This window comes from Arthrobacter yangruifuii, assembly GCF_009192775.1.
Classification (GTDB): domain Bacteria; phylum Actinomycetota; class Actinomycetes; order Actinomycetales; family Micrococcaceae; genus Arthrobacter_B; species Arthrobacter_B yangruifuii.
This window is the reverse complement of sequence record NZ_VTFX01000001.1, coordinates 115403-141852: the sequence shown is the minus strand read 5'-3', so window position 1 is coordinate 141852 and position 26450 is coordinate 115403. Positions and strand designations below refer to the sequence as shown.

The window sequence follows — 26450 nt, the reverse complement described above, 5'->3', positions numbered from 1 at the left end:
TCAGACCTGACGGTCCACAAGCCGCCGGGCCAACAGGAGGCCCTGGCCCAGGGACAGATCCGGGACGTAGGCCCGGGCCAACGCGTTGGCAATTCCCGGCAGGGACGCCGGGTCCAGGTAGGTCATGAACAACGGAACATACTCCGGAGCAAACTTGGCCTTATACGCCAGCAGGGAGCGGAAGCCATACACGGGTTCCAGAGTTGCACCGAGACGGTCCAGGAACCGGTCCATGGCGGTTTCTTCCCGGGGGCCGGAGTGGCCGGAGGTTCCCTGGGCCCGCGCAAGCGGCGCTCCGGAAAGGCTGAGGAAGCTGTAGCCCTCATCCCTCAGCGACAGCGCCGCGGACGCGATAAGGAAATCCATTCCCAGCCGGAATCCGCTGCTGCGGCGGCGCATGAAGTCCAGGGTCCAGCCGGCCACCGCTCCGTCCCGGTACACCGGAAGCCAGGACGTGACGGCATGCACAGTCCCGTCTTTGTCGAGGGCCAGCAGGCAGCGCACCTCCGGATCATCCAGTTCCTCCAGACCGCCCAGCGTGAAACCCATTTCCGGCATGTCCTTATCCGCCACCCACTCCTCCGAAATGGCATAGAGCTGGTCTTTGACGGCCAGCGGAGCGGAGGGATACCTGATCCACTGCGCGGTGATGCCGTGTTTGCGGGCCTGGTTCAACGCGGTGCGCACATCCTGGAATTTCTTGCCCTTGAAAGCCAGGGAATCCAGCGACAGCATGGTCTCCTCCGCCACCTGGAGCGAGGAGAAACCGAGCCGTTCGCTGGATTCGCGCACCTCCTGGCCCACCGAGTAGAAACACGGGGTCATGCCGTTGGCGGTGCAGAATGCGGCAAAGCCCTCCACCGTCCGGTCCAGCTCCTCCCGGGGACCCACCGGTTCGCCGACAGTCAGCGCCACACCCAGATCCATCCGGTAGGCCACGTAGGAATTGCCGCTGGGGGAGAACCAGTAGTTGTTGCCCTGCCACAGTGTCATCCACGCCATGGTGCTGCCGCCCTGGGTTCGAAGCAGCATTGCAGCGCGGTCCGCATCCGCGGTCCCCGGGCCGTACGGCGGAACCAGGAAGGAACGCAGCAGCAGCACACAGACAAAGATCCAGAAAACCACCCCCACGCCCTCATACAGCAGCACGGCGGGGAGGTTCTCCGGCACCAGCCCGGGGGCCGTGTAACTGACTTCCAGGACGGGAAGGAAACGTCCGGGCAGATCCGCAGCCAGCAGGCCGGACGTTGCCGCGGGGGAGAAACCGTTGCGGTTCAGCAGGCCCGCCCCGAGGTAAACCGCTGCCAGCACAACGGCGGCCAGCGTGACGGCACCCGCAAGCCGCCGGTAGGTGCCCGCCGGCGCGGACACGGGAAAGAACCGCCGCGTAAAGGCAAGCAGCAGCAGCACCGCCAGCGGAACCGCCATGGGAAGCAGGAAGGCTATGTAGCGGCCGGTTCCCGGGGCCAGGGCAGGGGGATCGTCTCCGGACAGCAGCCGGACAACCCGTACCGCCGCCAGCACCGTCATGGCTCCCTGAAGCACCAACGCGGCCAGCCATGCGAACCGGCGGCCCCTCCGCAGGCCCTCGGAAAACACCGCCAGCAGCACCAGAGGCAGGGTGGCCAGGAAAAACGCTGCCGGACCGGCGCGCAGCTGGATGCCCGCAGCGACACACCGGGCATGGCTTTCCTCCGCACACAACTGTGCCAGCTCAGCCGGCGTCCTCACTTCCACATCCGTAACGAGATAACGCAGCACCGAAAGCGGGCCAACGGCATGGCTGCTCAGCGCACTGATGACGGGCCCGGCGGCGGAAGCCAGGACTATCAGTGCCACCAGCACCCGGGCCTCATGCCGGCTGGTGACCAGCCGGCGCGGGAGGGAGGGGCGGCGGCCGGCAAGATAAGGCCCGGACAGCGCACCGGCGGCAGCCGCGCCCAGGACCGTCAGGCTGGAGAAGTTCCCACCGTAAAGGGCCAGCAGAACCAGCAGGACAAACAAAGTAACCCGGAGCCGGCGGCGCCACAGAGTCCCCACCTGCGCGCTCGCAGCGGCCACCGCTGCCGCCAGGAACGCGAGGGGGCCCACAAAGGATTCGGAGACAAGCGCCCGGGACCAGTCACCAATGGAGGCGCTTGTGAGACGGGCAAAACCCGTGGCCAGCACCAGGCCCACAATCTGTCCACCCAACCCGACCAGCAGGAAGCGCCCGGTCCCGAGCCGGCGTTCGGAGGGAACGCCGGCCACCAGCGCCAGGAGGGTTCCACCCAGATATCCCCCCGGACCGCCCGCCCAGAAGCAACACAGAACCAGGGCAGCTGGATTCGAGGCGGCGGTGCCCACGGACACGGTAACCCAGTCCTCCAACGCCCCTTCCGGCCCGGTTCCGAGCGATGACGTCACCACTCCCAGAATCCAGAACAGCGCCAGGAAGGAGAGCGTAGCGGGAGCTGCACGGGCGCTGCCCCGCAGCCGCTTCAGCCGGCGCCTCCAATCAACAGCCGCGAAGCGGGGACGGCTGGCAAACGTGTCAGACACGGTACTGACCTCCACGGGCTAAGCCGGCTGAGGGTAAAACCGTGCCGGTCGCGGTCCTGCCAGTGTATGCGCGTGGATGCGCAGGGGGACTGCCTTCGTCCGGTCCGGCACTTGGTAGGGTTCGAATGTGTTAGCTACCTATCCGTATTTCCGTGCACCGGGCGACGGGCCCCAGACCGTCGCCGTCCGTCCGCCGGCACCCATCGCCCTGGCACACCGGGGTTTCTCCCCGGACGGCCTCGAAAACACCCTGCCGGCCTTCCGAAACGCCGCCGAGCTGGGAATCAGCTATCTGGAAACCGATGTGCGCACCAGCCGGGACGGCATCCTGATGGCTTTCCACGATGAAACTGTTGACCGGCTTTCCGGCGGCGTGACGGGCAGGATCAGCCAGCTGACCCGCAAGGAACTCAACGAGGTACTGATAGGCGGAACGGAACGGATCCCCACCTTCGAGGAACTCCTGACCGAATGGCCCCGAATGCGGCTGAACGTGGACGTCAAGGATGCCGCCGGAGCCCGGCTGCTGGCCGCCCTGATCGAAAAGCATGCTGCACATGACCGGGTCCTCGTGGCTTCCTTTTCGGACGTCCGCCGGCTTCGCACGCTGCGCCTGCTGGGCCGCCCGGCCGCAAGCTCCGCGGGAAGTGCGCTCACCGCCCTGCTGCGCGTGCTGGCCCCGCTGGGGGCGGCCGGCATCCTCGCCCGGGCGGGCCGGTTCCAGTGCGTTCAGGTTCCGTTGTCCTTTGGCCCCGTGTCCGTGGTGACACCCGGTTTTGTCCGCAGCTGCCACCGGGCCGGAATCCAGGTGCATGTCTGGACCATCAATGACCGGCCCACCATGCACCGGCTGCTGGACCTGGGCGTGGACGGCATTGTCACCGACCGTTCGGACCTCCTCGTAGAGGTGCTCACGGAACGCGGTCAATGGCGGTAGGAACTACTTGCGCCGCCATGTGGGTGCCGGCTGGCAGGATGGGCTCATGCGTGTAGTTATTGCTCCGGACAAATTCAAGGGATCCCTCAGCGCGGCGGAGGCTGCCGCAGCGATGGGCGAAGGCGTGCTGGCCGTCTATCCCGACGCCGAAGTCACTGCGGTTCCGGTGGCGGACGGAGGCGAAGGCACCCTCGACGCCGCCCTGCTGGCCGGGGCCGAGCCGCGGAGCACCAGGGTCCGCGGACCGCTCGGCCGCGAAGTGACGGCCGTCTGGGCGCTCACCGGAGATTCGGCCCTGATCGAAACCGCGCGGGCCAGCGGACTGGCCCTGCTGGAGCCCACCCCCGAGACGGCGTTGTCCGCCACCAGCTACGGCTGCGGGGAGCTCATCAGGGCGGCACTGGACAATGGTGCGCGCACCATCATCCTGGGAATCGGCGGCTCGGCAATGACGGACGGCGGTTCCGGCGCCCTGACTGCGCTGGGCCTGAAAATCCTCGACGACGCCGGGACGCCCGTGCCTCCCGGCGGCGCCGGCCTGCTGCGGGCGGCGTCCCTGGACGCTGCAGGGCTGGACCCGAGGCTGGCCGGGGCGGATCTGCGGATAGCCGCGGACGTCACCAACCCGCTGCTGGGGCCGGAAGGCACCGTGTCCGTGTTCAGCAGCCAGAAAGGCGCCGACGCCGCGGCGCAGGCCGTCCTGGAAGAGGCAATGCGCAACTGGGCCCGGCTGCTGGAATCCGCTACCGGCGTCGACGTCGACATTCCCGGCGCCGGCGCAGCCGGCGGCTTCCCTTCCGGGTTCCTGGCCCTTACCCAGGCCTCGGTGAACCCCGGGTTTGAACTGCTCAGTGCGTTCACCGGCCTGGACACGGCCCTCACCCGCTGCGACCTGGTGCTCACCGGGGAAGGTTCCCTGGACGAGCAGTCCCGCTACGGCAAGGCCCCCCTGGAGGTGGCGGTCCGGGCACGGGACGCCGGAATCCCCGTGGTTGCCGTGGCCGGCCGGATCACCCTGACCCCGGATCAGCTGGAGGAATACGGAATCGTTGCGGCTGTCAGCCTGCTGGATGTGGCACCCCGGCCGCAGGACGCCATGGACCAGGCCGCAAAGTACGTCTCCTGGGCCACCCGCCGCGTCCTGGAAGGGGCGTGAGCGGACGCTAGACGAGCCGGCCCGGCACGGACCCGGCATCCTCCTGCGGTTCGTCCGGATCGGTTCCGCGCCAGCGGGCGATTGCCTGCATGCCGTGATAGGCAATCAACGTGGCACCGGTGCCGAGGGCAATGCCGCCGAACTCCAGCCCGCCCACGATCCAGGTGAAGTTCGCAATGGCAACGATCAGTCCCAGGCCTGCGGTCGAGAGGTTGATCGGGTTGGAGAAGTTCACCCGGTTGTCCACCCAGATGCGTACGCCCAGGATGCCGATCATCCCGTAAAGGACGACGCCGGCCCCGCCCAGCACTCCGCCGGGTACGGTGGCGATCATTGCGCCGAACTTCGGAAAGAGACTGAGCAGGATGGCCACGATGCCGGCCACCCAGTATGCCGCCGTGGAGTACACCCGGGAGGCGGCCATCACGCCGATGTTCTCCGCGTACGTGGTGGTGGCCGACCCGCCGCCGGAGCCGGCCAGCATGGTGGCCAGGCCGTCGGCCATCAGCGCCCGCCCGGCGTACGGGTCCAGGTCCCGGCCCGTCATCGCGGCCACGGACTTCACATGCCCCACATTTTCCGCCACCAGCACCAGGACGACCGGCACGAAAAGGCCAATCACGGAAACATGGAAGGTGGGGGACATGAACTCCGGCAGCCCGATCCACGCGGCGTCACCGATGGCCTGGAAATCCACCTCGCCCTGCAGCATGGCTGCGATGTAGCCGGCGACGACGCCCACCAGGATGGAGAGCCGGCCCAGGAACCCCTTGAACAGGACCGTGGTGAGCAGGATGACGACCACGGTGACGGTGGCCGTCAGGGGCCCCTGTTCAAAGTTGTCCCTCGCGGACCCGGCAAGGTTGAGTCCGATGAGGGCCACGATGGTGCCGGTGACCACCGGGGGCATCAGGACCTGGATCCAGCGGGTGCCGGCCAGTTGTGCCGCCAGCCCGACCAGGAACAGCGCAAAACCGGCCATGATGATCCCGCCCAGGGCACCGCCCGGACCGTGCTGGTTGGTGGCCGCACCGATCGGGGCGATGAACGCAAAGCTTGAACCCAGGTAGCTGGGGACCCGCCCGGCGGTGATGATCAGGAACAGGATGGTTCCGATACCGGAGAACAGCAGGGTGGTGGCCGGGGGGAACCCGGTCAGGAGCGGCACGAGGAACGTTGCCCCGAACATGGCCACCACATGCTGGGAACCGATACTGATGGTCCGCGGCCAGCTCAACCGTTCCTCCGGGGCAACATAGGCGCCCGGCCGGATGGTCTTGCCGTCTCCGTGAAGGGTCCAGTCCATACCGAATCTGCTCATTATGGTGCCTTCCGGACAATATGGTGTTTAAGCAAAATTCTAGCTGTCCGCCGATGACCGGGATGCTACGTTGCATAGGAAGTATCCAGGGTTACAGCAAAGAACCCTGGCCACCTACCGACAACGGAGCAGCATGAGCATTTCAGCGGCAGGACGTGTAGTTCTCATCACCGGTGCAGCCATGGGCATGGGGCGGCTGTACGCCGAGCGCGCCGTGCGCGGCGGGGCGGCAGCGGTGGTGCTGTGGGACCTCAATGCCGAGGCCCTGGAGGAAACCGCAGGGCAGCTGCGGGAAAGGGGGTCGTCGGCGATCCACCCCTACGCGGTCGACGTCGCTTCCCTGGCGGACATCACCGCTGCCGCCGAGCGGGTGGGCCGGGAGGTCGGCATTCCCGACATCCTGATCAACAATGCCGGGATCGTCCGCGGAAAGTACTTCTGGGAACATGACCCGGAAGCGGACATCGACGCCGTGATGCAGGTCAATACCCTGGCCCCCATGCAGGTGACCCGGGCCTTCCTTCCCGGCATGATTGAACGGCGCACTCCGGCGCGCATCCTCAACGTCGCCTCGGCGTCCGGCACGCTCTCCGTGCCCAAAATGAGCGTCTACACGGCCTCGAAGTGGGCAGTGATCGGCTGGAGCGACTCCATGCGGCTGGAACTGGATGAATCCGGAAACGGCCACGTGGCCGTAACCACCCTCATTCCCAGCTACATCAAGACCGGCATGTTCGAAGGCGCCCGCGGGCCGCTGCTGACGCCCCTGATGGAACCTGAGTATGTGGTGGACAAGGCCTGGGAGGCCTTGCTGGCAGGGAAGCCGCGCCTCCAGCTGCCGTGGACCGTGGCCCTGGGCAGTGCCCTGCGCAACGTCCTGCCCCAGCCCGCCTGGGACGTGGTGGCCGGACGCGTGTTCAAGGTCTACCAGTCCATGGACCATTTCACGGGGCGTAAACCGGAAACCTCCGCCGCCGGTGAAGGCGCCCGCTCATGAGCAAAACGGTTTCGGCGTTCCCGGATACCTTTCCGGCGGACATTCCGGCGCTGCTGGTGAAGCTGCGGGAAACCTATGGGTCCGGGCGTACCCGTCCGGTCGCCTGGCGGCGGGAGCAGCTCCAGGGACTCATCCGGTTGTTTGACGAGCGGGAACAGGAACTGGCGGACGCCCTGGCAGCGGACCTGGGCAAGAACCCGCTCGAAAGCTACGTCACCGAACTTTCGCTGGTGCGGGCCGAAGCGGAACATGCGCTGAAGCACCTGGACAAGTGGACCCGCAGCCGCCGCGTTCCGGTCCCGCCCGGCCTGCTGCCGGCGTCGGCCCGGACCGAACCGCAGCCGCTGGGCGTGGTGCTGATCATCGGCCCCTGGAACTATCCGGTGCAGCTGGTCCTGGCGCCGCTGGTCGGTGCCCTGGCCGCCGGCAACGCGGCCGTGCTCAAACCCAGCGAACTGGCCCCGGCGACGTCGGCAGCGCTGGCGGACCTGCTGCCGCGCTATGTGGACGCGGACGCGGTGGCCGTGGTCCAGGGCGGACAGGAAACCAGCACAGCGCTTTTGAAGGAACAGTTCGACTCGATTTTCTTCACCGGCGGGGAACGCGTGGGCCGGATTGTCCTGCAGGCCGCCGCGGAACACCTCACTCCGGTCACCCTGGAGCTGGGCGGGAAATCGCCCGCAGTGGTGCTGGACGGGAACTGGGCAGTTGTTGCCCGCCGCCTGGTCTTCGGAAAACTGCTCAACGCCGGGCAGACCTGCGTCGCCCCGGACTACGTTTTGGTGACGAAGGAGGCCGCACCGGCACTGAAGAAGCACCTGGTGCGGGCCGTCGCGGAGCAGTTCGGCAAGGACCCGTCCCGCAGCAAGGACCTGGGCCGGATCGTGAACGAGCAGCACTGGGAACGGCTGGTGGGTCTGCTGGAGAGCGGAACCATCCTCTCCGGCGGGCACAGCGACCGCGGCAGCCTGTATCTGGAGCCGACCATCCTCACCGACGTCGCCCCGGATTCGCCCGTGATGCAGGAAGAAATCTTCGGACCTGTCCTGCCCATCATCGAAGTGGAAGACCTGGACGAGGCCATGAAGTTCATCGGCTCCCGTCCCGTACCGCTGGCCGCCTATCTGTACAGCAACTCCGCCGCGCACCGGAAGGCCTTCGAGGAGGGGGTGCGGGCCGGCAGCATCAGCCACAACGCCAGCACCGTGCAGCTTGCCGTGCCGGGCCTGCCGTTCGGCGGGGCGGGTGCCAGCGGCACCGGGGCCTACCACGGGAAGTACACGTTCGACACGTTCAGCCAGCTGCGGCCCGTCTTCACCAAGGGCACCCTGGTGGACACGCTCCGGTTCGCGTATCCGCCCTACACGGGGCTGAAGAAACGGGTCCTGCGCCGGCTGCTGTGACCTGCTGCTGCGGATAAACGGAAGGGGTGCACCGTCCGGTGCACCCCTTCCGTCTATCGGCGGCGCCTAGGAAATGACGCCGTCCACAATGGCCTTGGCTTCGGCCTGGACCTGGTGCAGGTGCTCCTCGCCCTTGAAGGACTCGGCGTAGATCTTATAGACGTCCTCGGTACCCGACGGGCGGGCGGCAAACCAGGCGTTCTCCGTGGTCACCTTCAGCCCGCCGATGGGCGCACCGTTGCCCGGCGCCTCGGTCAGGCGGGCGGTGATTTCCTCGCCTGCCAGAGTGGTGGCGGTGACGTCCGACGGCGAGAGCTTGGCCAGCGCTGCCTTCTGCTCCCGGGTGGCGGGTGCGTCCACGCGTGCATATTCCGGATCGCCGAACCGGCTGGTCAGCTCGCGGTACCGCTGGGACGGCGTTTTGCCGGTCACGGCGGTCATTTCGGAGGCCAGCAGCGCCAGCAGGAGGCCGTCCTTGTCGGTGCTCCAGGGCCGGCCGTCGAGCCGGAGGAAGGAGGCGCCCGCGGATTCCTCGCCGCCGAACGCGGCCTCACCGGAGAGCAGGCCCGGCACGAACCACTTGAAGCCCACCGGGACCTCCATGAGGACCCGCCCCAGATCAGCGGTGACCCGGTCGATCATGGAGGAGGAGACGAGGGTCTTGCCCACCACGGCATCCGCGCTCCATCCGGACCGGTTGCGGTACAGGTAGTCGATGGCGGTGGCCAGGTAGTGGTTCGGGTTCATGAGTCCCGCGTCCGGGGTGACAATGCCGTGGCGGTCGGAGTCGGCGTCGTTGCCGGTGGCAATGTCGTACTGGTCGGCGCGGGCAATCAAGGAGGCCATGGCATAGGGCGAGGAGCAGTCCATGCGGATCTTCTCGTCCCAGTCCAGCGTCATGAAGGCCCACTGCGGGTCCACATTGGGGTTGACCACCGTGAGGTTCAAGTGGTGCTGTTCCGCGATGGCGCCCCAGTAATCCACGGAGGCTCCGCCCAGGGGATCGGCGCCGATGTGCAGCCCGGCGCTGCGGATCGCATCCAGGTTCAGCACCGCGGGAAGGTCCTCAACGTAGCGCTGGAGGAAGTCGTAGGTGCCCACCGAATCGGCCAGGCGTGCTTCGCCCACGGGAATGCGTTTTACCCCGTCCAGGCCGTTTTCCAGCAGCTGGTTGGCGCGGTCGGCAATCCAGTTGGTGATGTCCGAACCTGCGGGTCCGCCCGTGGGCGGGTTGTACTTGAAGCCGCCGTCCGCCGGCGGATTGTGCGAAGGGGTGACCACAATGCCGTCCGCCTGCTCCGTGCGGGTGGAATTGTGCACCAGGATCGCATGGCTCACCGCCGGCGTGGGGGTGAACCCGTTGCGCGCATCAATGAGCACATTCACCCCGTTGGCGGCCAGGACCTCCAGCGCAGTGTTCTGCGCCGGTTCGGACAGGGCATGGGTGTCCTTGCCCATGAACAGCGGTCCCGTGATGCCCGCAGAGGTGCGGTATTCCACGATGGCCTGGGTGATCGCGGCGATGTGCCGCTCGTTGAAAGCTCCGTTGAGGGAGGATCCGCGGTGCCCTGAGGTACCGAAGACAACGCGCTGGGCAACGTTGGCCGGATCCGGGACGACGTCGTAATAGGCGTCCAAAAGCGCGGTGAGATCTACAAGGTCGGAAGGTTCGGCACGCTGGCCGGCACGATTAGACATACCCCTAAGCATGCCAAACAAACGGCGCCGGCGGCAGACACGGGCCTGTACGTAGCCTGCCGCCCGGCCGCGCGGGCCTACCAGAGACGGCTGCTGGCTATCCGGGCGCCCTCTCCCAAAGTGGCCAGCTTCGCTGCCGCAATCTGCGGATGCACCCGTCCGCCCAGGCCGCAGTCCGTGGAAGCGATGACGTTTTCCCGTCCCACCAGCCGGGCGAACCGCTCAATCCGGTCCGCGACGAGCTCAGGATGTTCCACCACGTTGGTGGCATGGGAGACGACGCCGGGGATGATTACCTTGCCGTCCGGCAGTTTGGTGTCTTCCCAGACCCGCCATTCGTGCTCGTGCCGCACATTGCCGGCTTCGAAGCTGTAGCCGCCGGCGTTGATCTTCAGCAGGGTGTCCACCAGATGGCGGAACTCGATGTCGGTGGTGTGCGGGCCGTGCCAGGATCCCCAGCAGAGGTGGAAGCGGATCTGCTCCTCAGGCAGGCCGCGCAGGGCGTAGTTCAGCGCCTCCACCCGGATTTCGGTGAACCGCAGGTAATCCTCCACAGACGGTTCCGGATTGATCTGGTCCCAGTTCTCGGCAATGGAGGGGTCATCGATCTGCACAATCAGGCCGGCGTCGACAATCGCCTTGTACTCCTCGCGCATCGCATCCGCGCAGGCGTAGATGAACTCTTCCTCGGTGGCGTAGTAATCGTTGGCGATCCGCGAACAGGATCCGGGGGACAGCGACGCCAGGAATCCTTCCGACAAACCGGCGGAGGCCAGCCCGGTCTTGAGGTGGGCGATGTCCCCGGCCACGGCGTCGTGCCCGGTGTAGTTCACCGGACCCGTCACCTTGGGGAAAACCTTCTGCTTGCCGGTGGTGATGCCGGAGGAGGGATCGGTATAGGCCGCGGAGAAACGCCGGCGGTCGCGGCGGTCGCCGAAACTGGTGAGGACAACCTTGCCCGGCTCCGAGCGCCGCGGCTCCATCTCCCAGATCCCGGTCTCGGCAACACTCAGGCCGCTGAGCCGGGCAAAGGAATAGGACCACCAGGCCCCGTAGTCCACCTCGGCTGACATCGCGTGCCCATACTCGCCGTCGTTCGGGATGTCGATGCCGGCCTGCTGCTGGCGGCGCACCAGATCGGTGACGGCTTCCTGCAGCAGCTCCGCGTATCCGTCCGTGTCTTCCGGGGAGGTTTCACGGGCCGCATTTGCGGCGAGGAGTTCGGGAGTCCGGGGAAGGGATCCGGCGTGGGTGGTCAAAATTCGGTCGGTGCTTTTGCGCATGGCGATCCTTGGGAACTGGTGCTCTTGCCCGCACCGGACGCCTGAAAAGGCGGTGCAGGCCGCTTCGTCATCCGAACCACCCGCGAAGCATGGGGTTGGTGCACGGCCAAGTCGGAGCTTGGCGGCCGTGTCTCCTGAAGCTGGTGCCCATCCTAACCACGCCCCGGGTCGTGGACCAAGCATGTGACGGAAGCAAAAAGGACGGCGGTGCCGGAGGATTTCCGGTACCGCCGTCCTTGGGAAGGCGCTGGTATTGCCGTGCTGCTAGCGCACGCCGCCCATCTGCTTCTTGATGGCCGGAGTGGCCACTGCCAGGGCGATGCCCAGAACAATGGCCGTTCCGCCGCTGAACAGGAAGTAGCTGACCTCGGTCTCGGGGTCGTAGAACTGTGCCAGCCAGCCGGCAAGGGTGGTGCCCAGGGAAACCGACAGGAAGAACAGCGCCACCATCTGGGTCCGGAAGATTTCCGGTGCAAGCTTGGTGGCGACGGACAGGCCGATCGGGGAAATGAACAGTTCCGCGAACGTGAACAGGAGCAGGATGCCGACAATAGCCAGCAGCGGCGTGCTGTTGGGGCCGCCGCCGGAGAACGGGATGAAGGCCAGGAACGCCAGGCCCATGACGGCCAGGCCCAACGCGAACTTCAGCGGTGAGGAAGGCTGCCGATTGCCCAGCTTGGTCCAGACCGCGGCAAATACCGCAGCGAAGATGATGATGAAGATCGGATTGATCGACTGCACCCAGCTCGGCGGCATTTCCCACCCGAAGATGCGCCGGTTCAGGGAGGTGTCGGCGTACAGGGCCACCACGGTGAACTGCTGCTGGAACAGGGCCCAGAAAGCGGCACTGGCAATAAACAGCGGCATGAAGGAGTACACGCGCCGGCGTTCAAGCCGGCCGACCTTCGGGCTGCGCAGAATGATCACGAAGTACGCGATGGATGCCACGATGGCCACCGTGGCCATGACCACGGCCAGGTTCTCCGCCTTGAGCAGGCCGAACACAACGGCCAGGGCTATGATGACGATGACTGCAGCAACAATGCCGCCCATCACGCCGTACTTGCGCCGCGGCAGGGGGTTGGTGACCTGGTGTGCGGTTTCGGGCAGGTACTTGCGGGTCAGGCCGTACTGGACCAGGCCGATGGCCATGCCGATGGCGGCCAGGCCGAAGCCGTAGTGGAATCCGAGGCGGACCTGCAGAAGGCCGGTCAGCAGGGGGCCGACCAGGGCGCCGAGGTTGATGCCCATGTAGAAGAGGGAGAAACCGGCGTCGCGCCGTTCGTCCTTCTCCTCGTACAGGGTGCCCACCAGCGACGTGGCGTTGGCCTTGACGCCGCCGGAACCGAGGGCGATCAGGATCAAACCGGCCGCGAGCCCCACCGAGCCCGGGAGGACCGCGAGGGAGATGTGGCCGAGTACAACGATCGCGGCGGAGTAGAAGAGCACCCGCTCCGATCCGAGCACGCGGTCGGCAAGCCACGCGCCGACGATGGTGGAAAGGTACACGCCACCGCCATAGGCGCCGACCAGGGAGACGGCAATGGCTTCGTCGATGCCGAGGCCGCCGTCGGTGGTGCTGTAGTACATGTAGTACAGCAGGATGCCCTGCATGCCGTAGAAGGAGAATCGCTCCCACAGCTCAACACTGAAGAGGTTGGCCAACATCCGGGGATGGCCGAAGAAGGTTTTACGCGCTTCTCTTACGCCTGGGGTACTGGGGGTATGGCTCACGCACTAATATTCCCACCTGCCGGGCACGGTCTTGCAGCCCCAACCAAAAGAATCCGCAGGAGACAAGGAAGCTTGCGGTTCGCCGCGTGCCGAAGCTCACAGGCAAAACGGGTGAATCCGCCCTCGTTACATGCGAGTGGGCCTGCATGACGGAAGGATTTGCGCGGAGGGGCCGGAATTCCCTAGCCGGACGCCCGGTTGGCAGTGGTATGGCCAGCCTCAGTGTTCCCGTCTCCATCCTCGACCGAGCCCACATCCGTGAAGGCTTTTCGGAAACCGATGCCCTCTCGGCTGTACTTGAGCGGGCGGAAGCGGCCGAAGAAACAGGGTACCGGCGGTTTTGGGTGGCGGAGCACCACGCGGTGGCCGGAATTGCCGGCTCGGCACCCGCCGTCCTGATGGCGGCATTGGCGGCACGCACCAACAGCATCCGGATCGGCTCCGGCGGCGTGATGCTGCCGAACCACCAGCCGCTGGTCGTGGCCGAGCAGGCGGCGACGCTGCAGGCCCTGTATCCCGGCCGGATTGACCTCGGGCTGGGGCGCTCCCTCGGTTTCACCCCGGCGGTGCGGACCGCGCTGCGCGCAGGCCCGGAGGACGCGGAGCAGTTCGAGGAGCATCTGGCGCAGCTGCTCGCTTACCTCGACGGCAGCGGGCCAATCACTGCCCGTCCCCGGGACCGCGGACGGACGCCGGTGTTTGTGCTGGCCACCGGAACCGGCGTTGAAATAGCTGCACGGGCGGGGCTCGGTGTCGTCCTGGGCGGCCCCGCACTGTTCCGCCGGAACAGCGCGGGGCAGACGGGTGCACTGGAGCGGTACCGGAGGGCATTCCGTCCCTCGGACCGCTTTCCCCGCCCCTACGTGCTGGCGGCAGTCAACGTTGCGGTGGCCGGCAGCGAGACTGCCGCACGGGAACTGCTGCTCCCCGAGGCCCAGGCCCTGGCCGATTCCCGGACCAAAGGTGTTTTCCCTGCCCTGTCCGGCGCCGGAAACCGAACCTCCTCGTCCGCCCGGTGGCAGGATCTGGTCCGTGCCACCCTCGAGACCTCTGTCTACGGAACTCCGGGACAGGTGCAGGCCCGGCTGGAGGAACTGGCGGCTTCCGCATGGGCGGACGAGCTGCTGGTGACCGGCGGGGCCTTCGACATTGAGGGCCAGCGGGAGTCGGACCGTCTGCTGGCCGGCCTCTTCTAGCTCCGGTCAGTAGCCCAGCTGGACTGCCACGGCCAGGAGATCCGCTTCCGCACCGGGGCGGCCGATCAGCTGGACGCCCATCGGCAGCCCCGCAGCAGTATCCCAAACCGGCAGGGTAATGGCGGGAAGCCCGCAGACATTAACCATGGAGGTGAAGGGGGAGTACAGGCACTGCCGTGCGTAATCCTCATCCGCCCGGTCTTCCGCCCCGCCGCTGTCACTGCCATACCAGCCGACCGGCCGAGGCGTCATGCCCAGGGTGGGTGTCAGGATCATGTCGTAGGCGCTGTACTGCCGGATGGTCTCCGTTTCGAAGGTCCGCAGGACGTCGACGGCGGTGACCAGTTCCGCGGCAGTGCGCCGGAGCGCCCGCTGCCGCATGACGGCCGCCAGGTCGCTCAGCCGCTCTGCACCGCCTTCCGGCAGGGAGAGGGCGGCCAATGACGCGGTCCAGACCACCTGGAAGGCTTCCGGATACCCCTCGTCATAAACCAGGTCGGTGTCCACCAGTTCGTGGCCGGCGCCGGTGAGGGCGGCGGCGGCGGCGTCGAGCGCCTGCAGCGCCTCCGGGTCCAGCCGGATGTCCAGCCGGGACTCGAACGGAGACCGGGTGCTGACCCCGATTCGGAACTGCCCCTCGGCGCGCAGGGCGGCTGCCAGGAACGTTCCCCCGGCCGGGGATGCGCCGGTGGCGCGGTAGTGGGGTTCATCGACCATGGCATCCAGCAGCAAAGCGGCGTCCGCAGCGTTCCGGGCCAGCGGCCCGGCCACCACAAACTGGCCCAGATCCTGCTGGCCGGAGCCGGAGGGAATCCGCCCGCGGTTGGGTTTCAGGCCCACCAGGCCGGTTGCCGCCGCGGGGATGCGGACGGAGCCTCCTCCGTCGGTGCCGGGTGCAAAGGGAATCAGCCCGGCCGCGACTGCGGCTGCGCTGCCGCCGGACGAGCCGCCCGGGCTGAGGCGCGTATCGCGCGGGTTCCGGGCGGGCGGCCCTACAAAGTTTTCGCTGTAACTGCTGAGGCCGAATTCCGGCACCTGGGTCTTACCCAGGCTGATGGCCCCTGCGCGGCGCAGGACGGCCGGAAGAGGCGCGTCCTCCTGTGCCGTCCACGGAACCAGGGTGGCACTGCCCAGGGTGGTCCGGACACCTGCAACATCGGTCAGGTCCTTGTGTGCCAGGGGCATCCCATGCAGCAGGCCCAGCTGTTTTCCGCGGGCACGGTGCGCATCCGCGGACCTTGCTTCAGCCACGGCGAGTTCCGGCGTCGGTGTCAGGAAGGCACCCAGCGCCGGGTTGAGCTCGTTGATGCGTTCCAGATAATGGACGGTGACTTCTTCGGCACCAAGTTCGCCGGAGGCCAGGGCATCCCGCAGTTCGACGGCGGTCAGTTCGTGGGGAGCGGGCATTGCCTGCCTTTCGGTGCGTGCGGGTGCCGGGGGTTTGTTCTCTCGGACCGCGTCCCACTATAGGCTGGAGAAAACGGCCCCCTGCGGCGGCCCGGGCGTGCCCGGACTGCGGTGCGGGGCGACACCCCGTATGACAGTGAGGGCAGCCATGACCGAGATGCAGAGCGTAACCGTAGACACCATTCCCGAGGGAGCGAAAATCCTCGACGTCCGGGAAGACTACGAATGGGAAGCCGGCCACGTCGACGGCGCCCTCCACATTCCGCTCGACCGGCTGCCCGATGCCCTCGATGAGCTCGACCCGGACCAGGACCTCGCCGTCATCTGCCGCACCGGTGGCCGCAGCGCCCGCGCCACGCAGTGGCTGGAGTCCAACGGGTACTCCGCCGTCAACGTCAACGGCGGCATGGGTGCCTGGCTCGAAGCGGGCAAGCCCATGGTTTCCGACAACGGGCAGGAACCGACCGTTAAATGACCTCCGCCGCCGACACCCAGGCCCCGCACCACCCCGGCCCGCTGGGGGAAACCGTGGTTTATGCCTACCTCGGCCCGGAGGGCACATTCACGGAGGCGGCCCTGCTGAGTATTCCGGGCGCGCAGGACGCCATCCGTCTTCCGGCGCCCAGCGTGAACTCCGCGCTGGAAATGGTCCGCTCCGGGCGGGCCTCCGCTGCAGTGGTGCCGATCGAGAACTCCGTGGAAGGCGGCGTCAGCGCCACCCTCGATGCGCTGTCCGCCGGAACTCCGCTGCGGATCCTGCGCGAGGTCCTGGTGCCCATCACCTTTGTGCTGGCCGTGCGCCCGGGTGTGGCACTGGCCGATATCCGCACGGTCTCCACCCATACGCACGCCTGGGCGCAGTGCCGGGACTGGGCCGCAGTGAATATTCCCGAGGCGGAATATCTTCCTTCGGCCTCCACGGCGGCGGCGGCCGTGGAACTCAGCGAAGCGGACCCGTCCTTTGACGCTGCGATCTGCGCCCCGCTGGTGGCGCAGCGGCTCGGGCTGGAAGTCCTGGCCGAGGACATCGGCGATGTCCGGGACGCCGTCACCCGCTTCGTGATGATCAGCCTGCCGGGGCTGCTGCCCGAACCCACCGGTTCCGACAAAACCACCCTGGTGATTCCCCTGCCGGAGGACCACCCGGGCGCGCTGATGGAAATACTCGAGCAGTTCTCCTCGCGGGGGGTGAACCTGAGCCGGATCGAGTCCCGCCCCACGGGGATGTTCCTCGGCGACTACTTCTTCAGCATCGACGCCGACGGCCATGTGGCCGATGCCCGGATGGCCGACACCCTGAAGGGCCTGCACCGGATCAGCCCGGATCTGCGGTTCCTGGGGTCATACCCGCGGGCGGACCACCGGGAAACCGAAATCTCCCGGCACACCAGCGACGAGGCGTTCCGCGCCGCCGACATTTGGCTTGAATCCCTGCTGAACGGATACTAGGGCCATACGCTGCGGCGGAACCGGTCCGCAGCGGGCGAAAGGTGCGGACCATGGCTCGGCTTCGGCGAAGCAACTGTGAACATCCCGGGTACTCCCGGCGGCGCTGGGGCAAGGGCTTCAGCTACCGTGACCTCCGCGGCAACGTCATCGCCGACCGTGCGGTGCTGGCCCGGGTCCGTTCGCTTGCCATCCCGCCGGCCTGGACGGACGTCTGGATCAGCCCCTACGCCAACGGCCATATCCAGGCCACCGGAACGGATGGTGCCGGGCGCAGGCAGTACATTTACCATCCGCACTGGCGGGAAATGAAGGACCGGGAGAAGTTCGACCGCGCCCTGGCCTTCGCCCAGTCCCTGCCTGCGGCACGCCGCCTGATCACCAAGTACCTGCGGATGGAAGGCAGCACCTCGGAACGTGCCCTGGCGGCAGCGCTGCGGATCGTCGACGCCGGCGCGCTGCGGGTCGGCGGCGCCAGATACGCCGAAGCCAACGGCTCCTACGGCACCACCACCCTGAGGATTGAGCACGTTCATCTGGAGGGTGCTGCGGTCCGCTTCGACTTTCCCGGCAAAAGCGGCCAGGAATGGCATACCTCGATGACGGACGCCGATCTCGCGCGTGCCCTCGAGCCGATGCTCCGGCGCCCGGACGCTGACACCGCACTTGCCTACCTCGGTGCAGACGGCGCCTGGCACAGCGTCGATGCGGCGCAGCTGAATGCCTTCCTGAAGGAGGTCACCGGAGGGGATTTCAGCGCCAAGGATTTCCGCACCTGGCAGGCCACCGTCGTGGCCGCAATGTCGCTGGCCCGGCAGGGGTCCGAAGCCGCGACTAAGCGCGCCCGGCAGATGGCCGTAGCCGCCACGGCGCGGGACGTAGCGGAGCATCTCGGCAACACGCCCGCCATTGCCCGGAAGTCATACATTGATCCGCGGGTGGTGGACCGTTTCTATGACGGCGAAGTCATTCCGGTCACCGGGTTTTCAGCCTCGGAGACGGCCGTACGCCTGATGCTCCAGGAGTAGCCGGGGTTTCCGCCGGAGGCGGCAATAAGTATGCTGATGGAAGGCGCGCGCAGTATTGGCGCACTGGACAACCACCCCAACGAAGGAAGGTGCCGGCATGAGCGAGTACCCCAATGAAGAAGAACAGCTCAAGGACCCGAAGCCCAGCGGTGTTTCCACCAATGACGACAATTACCGCGGTGACGTTGGAGACCAGGGCAACGACATCCGGTTCGCCGAGGAGGAAGCCCTGATCCGTGACCAGGCGTCCAAGTCCTCGCTCTCCGACGATGAGGGCAAGTACACCGACGCCGACGGCGCCCGGACGGACAGGGACCGCGAAGGCGGCTACACCGACTCCGAGGGGACGCAGGACGGCAAGTAACGTCCTTCTGTCTTAGCGGCACCGCACCCCGGGGGTGCGGTGCCGTTTTACGTTCCGGGCGCCAGGACGGGGGAGGGCGGAACACGGACCAGCAGGGCGCCCGCGTCCACCTCGACGGTAATGGCGGTGGCGGAACCGGTGAGGTCTCCGTCGAGCTGGGTCTGGGTGGGTTCCGCGACGGTTACCCTGATTTTCTTCACCCGGTGGTGGTGGATCACCGGGAGGTCCTTGGGATAGCGCGTCATCACTTTTCCTGCCACCCAGGCCCAGCCCAGGACGCTGCGCGGGCTCATGATGATGGCGTCCAGCAGCCCGTCATCCACCACCGCGTCCGGAATGAAGTCGATTCCTGCCGGCAGGCGGCCGGTGTTGGCCACCAGCACGCTGTGGACCTTCTGCGACTGCGGCGGGCCGTCGTCAATGCTGACGGTCATGCGGGTGCGGCGCCCCGGCAGCAGGCGGACGCCGGCCTCGCTGTAGGCCAGCCAGCCCACCCGCTTTTTCAGCTCATCCCGGGTGGCTGCAATGACCTGCGCATCCAGGCCGATTCCGCCCATCACCAGGAACGCGTTGTGGGAGCTGTGGCCGGTTGCCTCATTCTCCAGCAGGATCGATGCCATATCGATCTGCCGCACGTCCCCGTGCAGGGCGTTGCGGATATTGCCGGTCAGGTCCGCCACCGAGATGTCCAGGTTCCGGGCCAGCAGGTTGCCGGTACCCAGCGGAATCAGTCCCAGGGCGGCTCCCGAATGGGCCACGGCCCGGGAGACCTCGCGGATGGTGCCGTCGCCGCCCGCTGCGAGGACGACGTCGGCCCCGGACTCCAGCGCCTGCAGCGCCTGCAGGTAACCGGGGCTGTCCACAGTGGTTTCCAGGATCAGCGGCGGATCCCAGCCCGCAAGGTCGCAGGATGCCCGCAGCAGCGCTGCAGCGTCGGGCGCCAGTGCCTTGATCGGATTGATGACCATGGCGACCCGCTGGTGCGCGGCTCCCCGCGGGGCGAAGACCGCCGCATCCGCCGCCGCCCGCTTCCGGCTTCGGTTGCCGATGATGACCCACGTCGCCGCGGAGGCTAGCAGGGCGGCGCAGAGGACCAGGAAGAGCGTGATTTCAACGGGCATGATGCCTCCCAGAATAGCCGCCGCGGGGCGCCGCCAAGGCCGGGCGGGTTTTCGGTACTCTTGAGACGTGATCGATGTAAATGAGCTCCGCGAAAATCCTGAAAAATTCCGAGCCTCGCAGCGTGCCCGGCTGGCCGACGAGAGCATTGTGGACGCGATCATTTCCGCGGACGCCGCCCGCCGTGATGCCCGGACCCGCTATGAGACCCTGCGTGCCGAACAGAATGCCTTCGGCAAGCGCGTTGCCGCCGCCAAGGGCGAAGAGAAGCAGGCACTTCTGGCCGAGGTGAAGGAACTGGCCGGCGCGGTCAAGGCCGCCGGCGCCGAAGCTGACGCCATCCAGGCGGAATCCGATGCACTGCTGCGCCGGATCCCGAACCTGGTGTCCGACGGTGTCCCCGTTGGCGGCGAGGACGACTTCGAGGTCGTCAAGACCGTCGGCACGCCCCGCGACTTCGAGGCCGAGGGCTTTGCTCCGCGCGACCACCTGGAGATCGGTGAGCTGCTGGGCGCCATCGACATGGAACGCGGCGCCAAGGTCTCCGGTTCCCGCTTCTACTTCCTGCGCGGCGTGGGCGCCCGCCTGGAACTGGCCCTGCTGAACATGGCCATGGACCAGGCCGTGAAGGCCGGGTTTGTCCCGATGATTACCCCCACCCTGGTCCGTCCGGAGACGATGCAGGGCACCGGTTTCGACGTGGCCCACGACGCCGAGATCTACCGGCTGGCTGAAGATGACCTGTACCTGGTGGGCACTTCGGAGGTGCCGCTGGCCGGTTACCACGCGGATGAGATCCTTGAGCTCGACGGCGGACCCGTCCGCTACGCCGGCTGGTCCTCCTGCTACCGCCGTGAAGCCGGATCCCACGGCAAGGACACCCGCGGCATCATCCGCGTGCACCAGTTCAACAAAGTGGAAATGTTCGTCTACACCCGGCCGGAAGACGCTGCTGAAGAGCACCGGCGCCTGCTGGCCTGGGAAGAGGAAATGCTGGCCAAGGTCGAACTGCCCTACCGGGTCATCGACACGGCCGCCGGTGACCTGGGCATGTCCGCGGCACGGAAGTTCGACTGCGAGGCCTGGGTCCCCACCCAGAACGCCTACCGCGAGCTGACCTCCACCTCCAACTGCACCACCTTCCAGGCCCGCAGGCTGAACATCCGCGAACGCCAGGGCGAAGGCAAGGGCACCCGCGCCGTCGCCACCCTGAACGGCACCCTGGCCACTACCCGCTGGATTGTCGCCATCCTGGAACACCACCAGAACCCGGACGGCTCGGTGAACGTGCCGGCCGCCCTCCAGCCATACCTGGGCGGACTGGAAGTCCTTCCGGTCCTCTAAGGTCCGGGAAAGACCGCGTCCGCACCAAAACGGCGGGACCTGCCACAGGTCCCGCCGTTTGCGTCCCCGCCGCCGCACTCCTATGGCCTGTCTCCTACCGCCATCCCGGTGAGGGATGTTTAGATAAAACGATGACAACACTGAGTACAGCTGGCATCGAAGACCAGCAGGCACCTGACAAGCGGCACCTCGTAGCGCTGGACGTGGACGGCACCCTCGTGGACCACGACGGCCACATGTCCCCGGGCGTGCGCGTCGCCGCGCGCGACGCCATCGAGGCGGGCCACCATCTGGTGATTGCCACAGGAAGGTCCTACGGGGCGGCGCTGCCCATCCTCGAACTCCTTGGCCTGACCACGGGATACTGCGTCTGCTCCAACGGCGCCGTGACCCTGCGCCTGGACCCGTCACTGGAGGACGGCTACGAAGTGCTGGACCGGGTGGTCTTTGACCCGAAGCCGGCGCTGGCTGCGCTCCGGGCCAAACTGCCGGCCGCCAAATTCGCGCTGGAGGACGCTGAAGGGCGGTTCCTGTCCACGGAACGATTCCAGGACGCCAGCTTCGGCGCCGAGGCCCTCGCCGTGGACTTCGAAACCCTGCTGGACGTGCAGGCAGTCCGCGTGGTGGTCTTCAGCACCGACAGCACCGCGGAGGAATTCGGCTCGGCCGTACAGGCAATCGGCCTGCACGGGGTGACGTATTCCGTCGGATGGACCGCCTGGCTGGACATTGCCGCGGCGGGCGTCACCAAGGCCAGCGCACTGGAGCAGGTCCGGCGTCGGCTGGAGGTCGACCCCACGCTGACCGTTGCCCTGGGCGACGGGCGCAACGATATTGAAATGCTGGACTGGGCGGCCCGGGGCGTGGCCATGGGGCAGGCTCCGGACGAGGTGCTGGCCGTGGCCTCCGAGGTCACCGGCACGGTTTACGAGGACGGCGCGGTCAACGTCCTGGCCAGCGTGTTGGACGGCGCGGCGTAGTTCACGCCCGGTAGGGCAGTGCGGCCGGTGGAAGCACGGCCGGACCGTACGCCAGCCCGAGCAGCCGGGCGGCCGCGGGGCGGGTGGCCCACTCCTCGGTCCAGTGGGACCGGACCACTGCCTTGCTCACGGCCTGCGCGGTGATGCCCAGTTCCTGGGCAACGAATTTCTGCTGCCCGCGCGCTCCGGGAGTCATCAGATCCAGCACTTTCCACTCGGCCTCGGTCCGCGCTGCCACAATCAGGCCGAGCAGCCGCAGTACGGCTTCCGCCTCCGCTGCCAGCTCCCCGTCCGGCCCGTCCACGGCCAGCGGAACGCGGTCGCCTGTTCGCTGGGCACGTTCCACGGCACGCCGGGAATAGACCAGGCCGTGTCCGCGTGCATCCTTCAGATCAAGCGGGGAATTCTCGGCAGGGAACAGCTCCCCGACGCCCACGCCCACATGCCAGCGGCGCTGCCGGACTGCGATGAGGGCTGCATCCACCGCCGCGGCTGCATCTGCAGGCACCCCCTGGGCCTCATCTCCGACGGTCCGCTGGAAAGGAACCGCGGCCGGCAGATGACGCAGGGACCGGATCAGTTCCGGAACCAGGTCCCCGACGTCGCGGGAATCCCGCTGGTTGATGGTCAGCACAAAATGCATGGCACCAGCATGTCAGACGCGCGTTGAAAACAACCGATTGCGGTTGCGGCGCGTCCCGGTGGGTGGCGGGCCGCGTTTTCCACCCGCGGGGTAGAGTCGGCCGCATGACCAGCACCGAGCACCCGCCGCGCCCGAACCGCCGACCGCTGCTTCCCTGCTGTTCGCCTGCGGGGTTATCCTGCTGGGGCTCTGGGTGGCCTGGCTGACCTCCAGCTGGGTGGTCCTTCTGGTTGCGGTGGCCGTGGCACTTTTCCCCTCACGCACCTATGCCTCTGACGTGCGTACCTGGGCCCGGCGGCGGACACACGGATGAGTCAACGGCCCTAACACGGCGTTAACCGACGACGGCGGCCGGCCCCTGAGGGGACCGGCCGCCGTCGTTTGCGCGGAAGTTAGTTGTTCACCGGGTTGGCGTCGACGTCGCGGCCCTGGGCTTCGTCGTCTTCGTGGCCTTCGCCGTGGGCGGCGAAACGGGCCAGGGAAGCCTTGACCTCGGCCTCGGCGGCCTCGCGGCCTGCCCAGTCAGCGGCTTCAACCCACTTGCCCGGCTCCAGGTCCTTGTACTTGGTGAAGAAGTGCTTGATTTCATCCAGGAGGAAGCTGGACACATCGGAGAGGTCCTGGATGTGGTCAAAGCGGGGGTCCACGGGAACGCACAGGACCTTGGCGTCTCCGCCGCCGTCATCCACCATGTTGAACACGCCGATGGGGCGGGATTCCACCAGCACGCCGGGCATCAGGTCGAAGTCCTGCAGCATCACCAGCGCGTCCAGCGGATCGCCGTCCTCGCCCAGGGTGTTTTCGAAGTAGCCGTAGTGGGTGGGGTAGGCCATGGCGGTGAACAGGACCCGGTCCAGGCGCAGGCGGTGGGTTTCGTGGTCAATTTCGTACTTGACCCGGGATCCCTTGGGGATCTCGATGGTGACGTCAAGCTTCATGGTTTCTGGCATTGCGACTCCTCACTGGCGTGGCCCGCTGAGGAACCACTGGAAAGATACTGACGGCGATCATGCACCGGCATGCCCGCGATCCGCAAAGGTCAGGGCGGGCGTCGGCGTCGGTCTAGTCTTAAAGATATATGTCCCGCGCCGTGTTCGACGCACAGGACCCGTTGGCCGGATTTGCCGGCGAGAGTGAAAGAGTCGGTGGAACATGTCCCGGATGTTCTCCGGCATGGTGCTGGCGCTGGCCTTTGCAGCGCTGCTGGTTCCGCTGGCCTGCTATGCCCTCCCGCCGGTCGCAGCCTCCTGGGAAGGAGGCGAGCGGCTGCCCCGTGCCGAAGTGGTCCCGGATTACCAGGAACCGCCAGCGGAACTCACCGGCGGTTCAGCGGTGTCCGCGCCGCAGGCGGGAGACCCGCTGCCCGGTACGGCGGAGTTGGCACGCCTGCTGGATGCCCGGCTGACCGTGGAAGGCAGCGGCACTTTTTTCGCCGTCGTGCAGGATGCGCTGACCGGCACCGTGCTTTATGAGCGCGGCGGTTCCACCGGGCTTGCCCCGGCCTCCACCCTCAAGGTCCTCACCGCCGCCGCGGCACTGTCCGCGATGGACGGGAACACGTCCTTCCCCACCACGGCTCTGCCGGGGAAGGACCCCGGAACGGTGGTCCTGCGCGGCGGGGGAGACGTGCTGCTGACCAAGGGGGATTCGGACCCGGAGTCGGTGGCCGGCCGCGCCGGACTGGCCACTCTGGCGGAGCAGACGGCCGCGGCCCTGGCCGCAGGCGGGACGCAGGGTCCGGTGAAGGTCCTGGTGGACGATTCGCTGTTCACCGGCCCGGCGCTCTCCGACGCCTGGGGGCAGGCTGACATAGACGCCGGCGAAATTGCGCCCGTTCATGCCCTTGCCGTGAGCTCGGCCTGGGAGCAGGAGGGGACCGGCCCGGGGCAGCGGGTGGACGATCCCGCCCTGTCCGCCGGAGAGTCCTACCGCGCCGCGCTCGCCGCGGCCCTGGCCGCACACGGCATTGACGTGGACCCGCAGGCGGAGCGCGGCACCGCCGACGCCGGAGCCGTACCCCTGGCCGAGGTCCGTTCGGCGCCGCTGACCGAGCAGGTCGGGTACATGCTGCTGAACTCAGACAACTACCTGGCCGAGGCGCTGGCGCGGCTCAGTGCGGCAGCCGTAGGCCGGGAGGCGTCCTTCGCCGGGGGAATCGAAACGGTCAAGGCGCAGGTGTCCGCCCTTGGCGTGGACACCTCCTCGATGGTGCTGGGGGATGCCAGCGGACTGTCGGGGGAAACCTCGGTCTCCGCCGCGCAGCTGACCTCGCTGATGCGGGTCCTGCTGACCGGCGCGGACCCGGATCTGCGCTCGGTGGCGGGCAGCCTGCCCGTTGCGGGACTGAGCGGCACGCTGGCCGGACGCTACGACGAAAGCGCCGACTCCGCGGCGGCGGGAATTGTGCGGGCCAAAACCGGCACCCTGCTGGCCGTCACCGCCCTGAGCGGATACGCCACCGACGCCGACGGCCGGGTGCTTGCCTTCACCTTCCTTGCCGGCGGGCTGGACGGCAATACCCGGCAGGCACGGGATGCCGTGGATGCCGCCGCCGCCGTGCTGGCCGGATGCGGCTGCCGCTGACACCCGTGCGGACCTGTTGACACCGAGCGGACCCGGCCGGCAGCAGCCCTGTTCGCCCCGGATGGTGTGGCGCCGGAAGCCGATGTGGTCGAATGGACCCATGGAGAGCAACGAGCGAAACCGCCCCGCCCCTGTCCCCGCGCCTGCGGCAGGACGGAACAGTGCGCCCGCGGGCGCAGCGCCGGCGCTGGTGAACTGGGACCTGGCAGCTTCGACCGCCGCCGCCATGGTGGCGCCCGGACCGAAGATGACCGCCCGTGAGATCCGCGCTGCGGTGGCTGACCTGCGTGCCGCCGCCGACGCCTCCGTGGCGCACGTCCACCGCATCACCGGGCTGGAAGCCGCCCGCGACCTGCGGGATTCGGATGTGCTGATCGTGGACCGCGCGTCCTGGGCCCGCGCGAATTCCCAGAGTTTCTCCGTACTGATGGGACCGGCACTGCAGCACCTGGCCGAAACCCGGCCGGACCAGCTGGACGCCGCCAATACGGCGGTGGGCGGAGCCGTGACCGGCGCGCAGCTGGGCGCTATCCTCGCCTTCCTCTCCAGCAAGGTGCTGGGTCAGTATGATCCCTTTGCTGCCCTGGGCGGCGTCGGCAAGCCCGGCGGGCGGCTGCTGCTCGTGGCGCCGAATATCGTCACGCTGGAACGCGAACTGAACGTGGAACCCGCGGACTTCCGGCTTTGGGTCTGCCTGCACGAGCAGACGCACCGGGTGCAGTTTGCCGCCGCACCGTGGCTGCGCGGGCATCTGCTGGAGCAGATCAGCGAGCTCTCCAACGGCATGATGGACACGGCCTCAACCCTTTCCGAACGGCTGGGGTCCGCCGTCAAGGCGCTGACCGCTCCCAAGGACGGGCTGGACGCGGACGGCGTGCCGCACAAGTCCGTGGACCTGTTGTCCCTGCTGCAGGATCCCCGGGACAAAGAACGCCTCTCCCACCTCACGGCGGTCATGTCACTTCTTGAAGGCCACGCGAACGTGGTGATGGACGCCGTGGACGCGGGCATTGTGCCCAGCGTCAAGACCATCCGGCAGCGGTTCAACAACCGCGGCGCCAAGCGGAACTGGATGGACCGCTTCTTCCGCCAGATTCTGGGCCTGGACGCCAAAATGCGCCAATACAGCGACGGCGCCCGCTTTGTCCGCGCGGTCACCTCCCGGGTGGGCATGGAAGGATTCAACCGGGTCTGGGAACGCCCCGAAAACCTCCCGACCGAGGCGGAGATCCACTCCGCCGACCTATGGATTTCCAGGATGGGACTGTAA

General features: G+C 67.4%; 22 protein-coding genes and 1 riboswitch. Of the genes, 13 read left to right on the top strand and 9 right to left on the bottom strand.

The window, feature by feature from the left end:
* Positions 1 to 2541, bottom strand: a complete 2541-nt coding sequence (locus GD627_RS00745) for a bifunctional lysylphosphatidylglycerol flippase/synthetase MprF (protein ID WP_152270959.1) — start codon at positions 2539 to 2541, stop codon at positions 1 to 3.
* A 127-nt stretch (positions 2542 to 2668) separates the two neighbouring features.
* Between GD627_RS00745 and GD627_RS00740 the strand changes: the two genes are divergently transcribed.
* Complete coding sequence (locus GD627_RS00740; RefSeq protein WP_152270958.1) at positions 2669 to 3478, top strand: glycerophosphodiester phosphodiesterase family protein; 810 nt, start codon at positions 2669 to 2671, stop codon at positions 3476 to 3478.
* Between the two features lie 46 nt (positions 3479 to 3524).
* Complete coding sequence (locus GD627_RS00735; RefSeq protein ID WP_152270957.1) at positions 3525 to 4634, top strand: glycerate kinase; 1110 nt, start codon at positions 3525 to 3527, stop codon at positions 4632 to 4634.
* A gap of 7 nt (positions 4635 to 4641) precedes the next feature.
* Here the strand turns inward: GD627_RS00735 and GD627_RS00730 are convergent, their stop codons facing one another.
* On the bottom strand, positions 4642 to 5955 hold the full coding sequence (locus GD627_RS00730) for a uracil-xanthine permease family protein (RefSeq protein ID WP_152270956.1): 1314 nt from the start codon (positions 5953 to 5955) through the stop codon (positions 4642 to 4644).
* 133 nt (positions 5956 to 6088) lie between these two features.
* Between GD627_RS00730 and GD627_RS00725 the strand changes: the two genes are divergently transcribed.
* Together GD627_RS00725 and GD627_RS00720 are read left to right on the top strand one after the other, a co-directional pair.
* Positions 6089 to 6952 carry an SDR family NAD(P)-dependent oxidoreductase gene (locus GD627_RS00725; RefSeq protein WP_146359613.1) on the top strand — a complete coding sequence of 288 codons (864 nt, stop codon included), beginning with the start codon at positions 6089 to 6091 and terminating at the stop codon, positions 6950 to 6952.
* Positions 6949 to 8355: an aldehyde dehydrogenase family protein gene (locus tag GD627_RS00720; protein ID WP_152270955.1), complete on the top strand. Its 1407-nt coding sequence runs from the start codon at positions 6949 to 6951 to the stop codon at positions 8353 to 8355. The genes GD627_RS00725 and GD627_RS00720 overlap by 4 nt, the downstream gene beginning before the upstream one ends.
* Positions 8356 to 8421: 66 nt before the next feature.
* Here GD627_RS00720 and pgm read toward each other — a convergent pair whose 3' ends face one another.
* The 3 genes from pgm to GD627_RS00705 all read right to left on the bottom strand — a co-directional run bounded on the left by pgm (position 8422) and on the right by GD627_RS00705 (position 13004).
* On the bottom strand, positions 8422 to 10053 hold the full coding sequence (gene pgm, locus GD627_RS00715) for a phosphoglucomutase (alpha-D-glucose-1,6-bisphosphate-dependent) (protein WP_194265914.1): 1632 nt from the start codon (positions 10051 to 10053) through the stop codon (positions 8422 to 8424).
* A 77-nt stretch (positions 10054 to 10130) separates the two neighbouring features.
* Positions 10131 to 11336 carry a cobalamin-independent methionine synthase II family protein gene (locus GD627_RS00710; RefSeq protein ID WP_146359604.1) on the bottom strand — a complete coding sequence of 402 codons (1206 nt, stop codon included), beginning with the start codon at positions 11334 to 11336 and terminating at the stop codon, positions 10131 to 10133.
* Positions 11337 to 11351: 15 nt separating this feature from the next.
* Positions 11352 to 11476: riboswitch (SAM riboswitch) on the bottom strand.
* 124 nt (positions 11477 to 11600) lie between these two features.
* Positions 11601 to 13004: a peptide MFS transporter gene (locus GD627_RS00705; protein WP_152271697.1), complete on the bottom strand. Its 1404-nt coding sequence runs from the start codon at positions 13002 to 13004 to the stop codon at positions 11601 to 11603.
* A 275-nt stretch (positions 13005 to 13279) separates the two neighbouring features.
* Here GD627_RS00705 and GD627_RS00700 point away from each other — a divergent pair, with 275 nt between their 5' ends.
* Positions 13280 to 14266, top strand: a complete 987-nt coding sequence (locus tag GD627_RS00700; RefSeq protein ID WP_152270953.1) for an MsnO8 family LLM class oxidoreductase — start codon at positions 13280 to 13282, stop codon at positions 14264 to 14266.
* A gap of 6 nt (positions 14267 to 14272) precedes the next feature.
* Here GD627_RS00700 and GD627_RS00695 read toward each other — a convergent pair whose 3' ends face one another.
* Complete coding sequence (locus GD627_RS00695) at positions 14273 to 15673, bottom strand: amidase (protein ID WP_152270952.1); 1401 nt, start codon at positions 15671 to 15673, stop codon at positions 14273 to 14275.
* Between the two features lie 148 nt (positions 15674 to 15821).
* On the opposite strand from GD627_RS00695, the gene GD627_RS00690 reads away from it, so the two are divergent.
* The 4 genes from GD627_RS00690 (at position 15822) to GD627_RS00675 (ending at position 18511) form a co-directional block, all read left to right on the top strand.
* Entirely contained in the window at positions 15822 to 16148 is a 327-nt protein-coding gene (locus GD627_RS00690) for a rhodanese-like domain-containing protein (RefSeq protein ID WP_146359595.1), read from the top strand.
* Entirely contained in the window at positions 16145 to 17122 is a 978-nt protein-coding gene (gene pheA, locus GD627_RS00685; protein WP_152270951.1) for a prephenate dehydratase, read from the top strand. Before GD627_RS00690 ends, pheA begins: the two co-directional genes overlap by 4 nt.
* A 50-nt stretch (positions 17123 to 17172) precedes the next feature.
* Complete coding sequence (locus tag GD627_RS00680; protein ID WP_152270950.1) at positions 17173 to 18147, top strand: DNA topoisomerase IB; 975 nt, start codon at positions 17173 to 17175, stop codon at positions 18145 to 18147.
* Between the two features lie 97 nt (positions 18148 to 18244).
* On the top strand, positions 18245 to 18511 hold the full coding sequence (locus GD627_RS00675; protein WP_146359586.1) for a hypothetical protein: 267 nt from the start codon (positions 18245 to 18247) through the stop codon (positions 18509 to 18511).
* A 47-nt stretch (positions 18512 to 18558) separates the two neighbouring features.
* Here GD627_RS00675 and GD627_RS00670 read toward each other — a convergent pair whose 3' ends face one another.
* The gene (locus GD627_RS00670) at positions 18559 to 19632 is read right to left on the bottom strand and encodes a diacylglycerol/lipid kinase family protein (RefSeq protein WP_152270949.1); all 1074 of its coding nucleotides are present in this window, start codon (positions 19630 to 19632) and stop codon (positions 18559 to 18561) included.
* A 67-nt stretch (positions 19633 to 19699) separates the two neighbouring features.
* Here GD627_RS00670 and serS point away from each other — a divergent pair, with 67 nt between their 5' ends.
* Positions 19700 to 20974 (top strand): serine--tRNA ligase, encoded by a 1275-nt coding sequence (gene serS / locus GD627_RS00665; RefSeq protein ID WP_146359580.1) that lies wholly within the window; start codon positions 19700 to 19702, stop codon positions 20972 to 20974.
* Between the two features lie 131 nt (positions 20975 to 21105).
* The gene (locus GD627_RS00660; protein ID WP_152270948.1) at positions 21106 to 21954 is read left to right on the top strand and encodes an HAD family hydrolase; all 849 of its coding nucleotides are present in this window, start codon (positions 21106 to 21108) and stop codon (positions 21952 to 21954) included.
* 1 nt (position 21955) lies between these two features.
* Here GD627_RS00660 and GD627_RS00655 read toward each other — a convergent pair whose 3' ends face one another.
* A complete protein-coding gene (locus tag GD627_RS00655) occupies positions 21956 to 22597 on the bottom strand; it encodes a hypothetical protein (protein WP_152270947.1) in 642 nt (213 codons plus the stop codon).
* 392 nt (positions 22598 to 22989) lie between these two features.
* A complete protein-coding gene (locus GD627_RS00650) occupies positions 22990 to 23535 on the bottom strand; it encodes an inorganic diphosphatase (RefSeq protein WP_146361602.1) in 546 nt (181 codons plus the stop codon).
* A gap of 214 nt (positions 23536 to 23749) precedes the next feature.
* Here GD627_RS00650 and dacB point away from each other — a divergent pair, with 214 nt between their 5' ends.
* Together dacB and GD627_RS00640 are read left to right on the top strand one after the other, a co-directional pair.
* Entirely contained in the window at positions 23750 to 25180 is a 1431-nt protein-coding gene (gene dacB, locus GD627_RS00645) for a D-alanyl-D-alanine carboxypeptidase/D-alanyl-D-alanine endopeptidase (RefSeq protein ID WP_152270946.1), read from the top strand.
* Positions 25181 to 25280: 100 nt separating this feature from the next.
* Entirely contained in the window at positions 25281 to 26450 is a 1170-nt protein-coding gene (locus GD627_RS00640; protein ID WP_152270945.1) for a zinc-dependent metalloprotease, read from the top strand.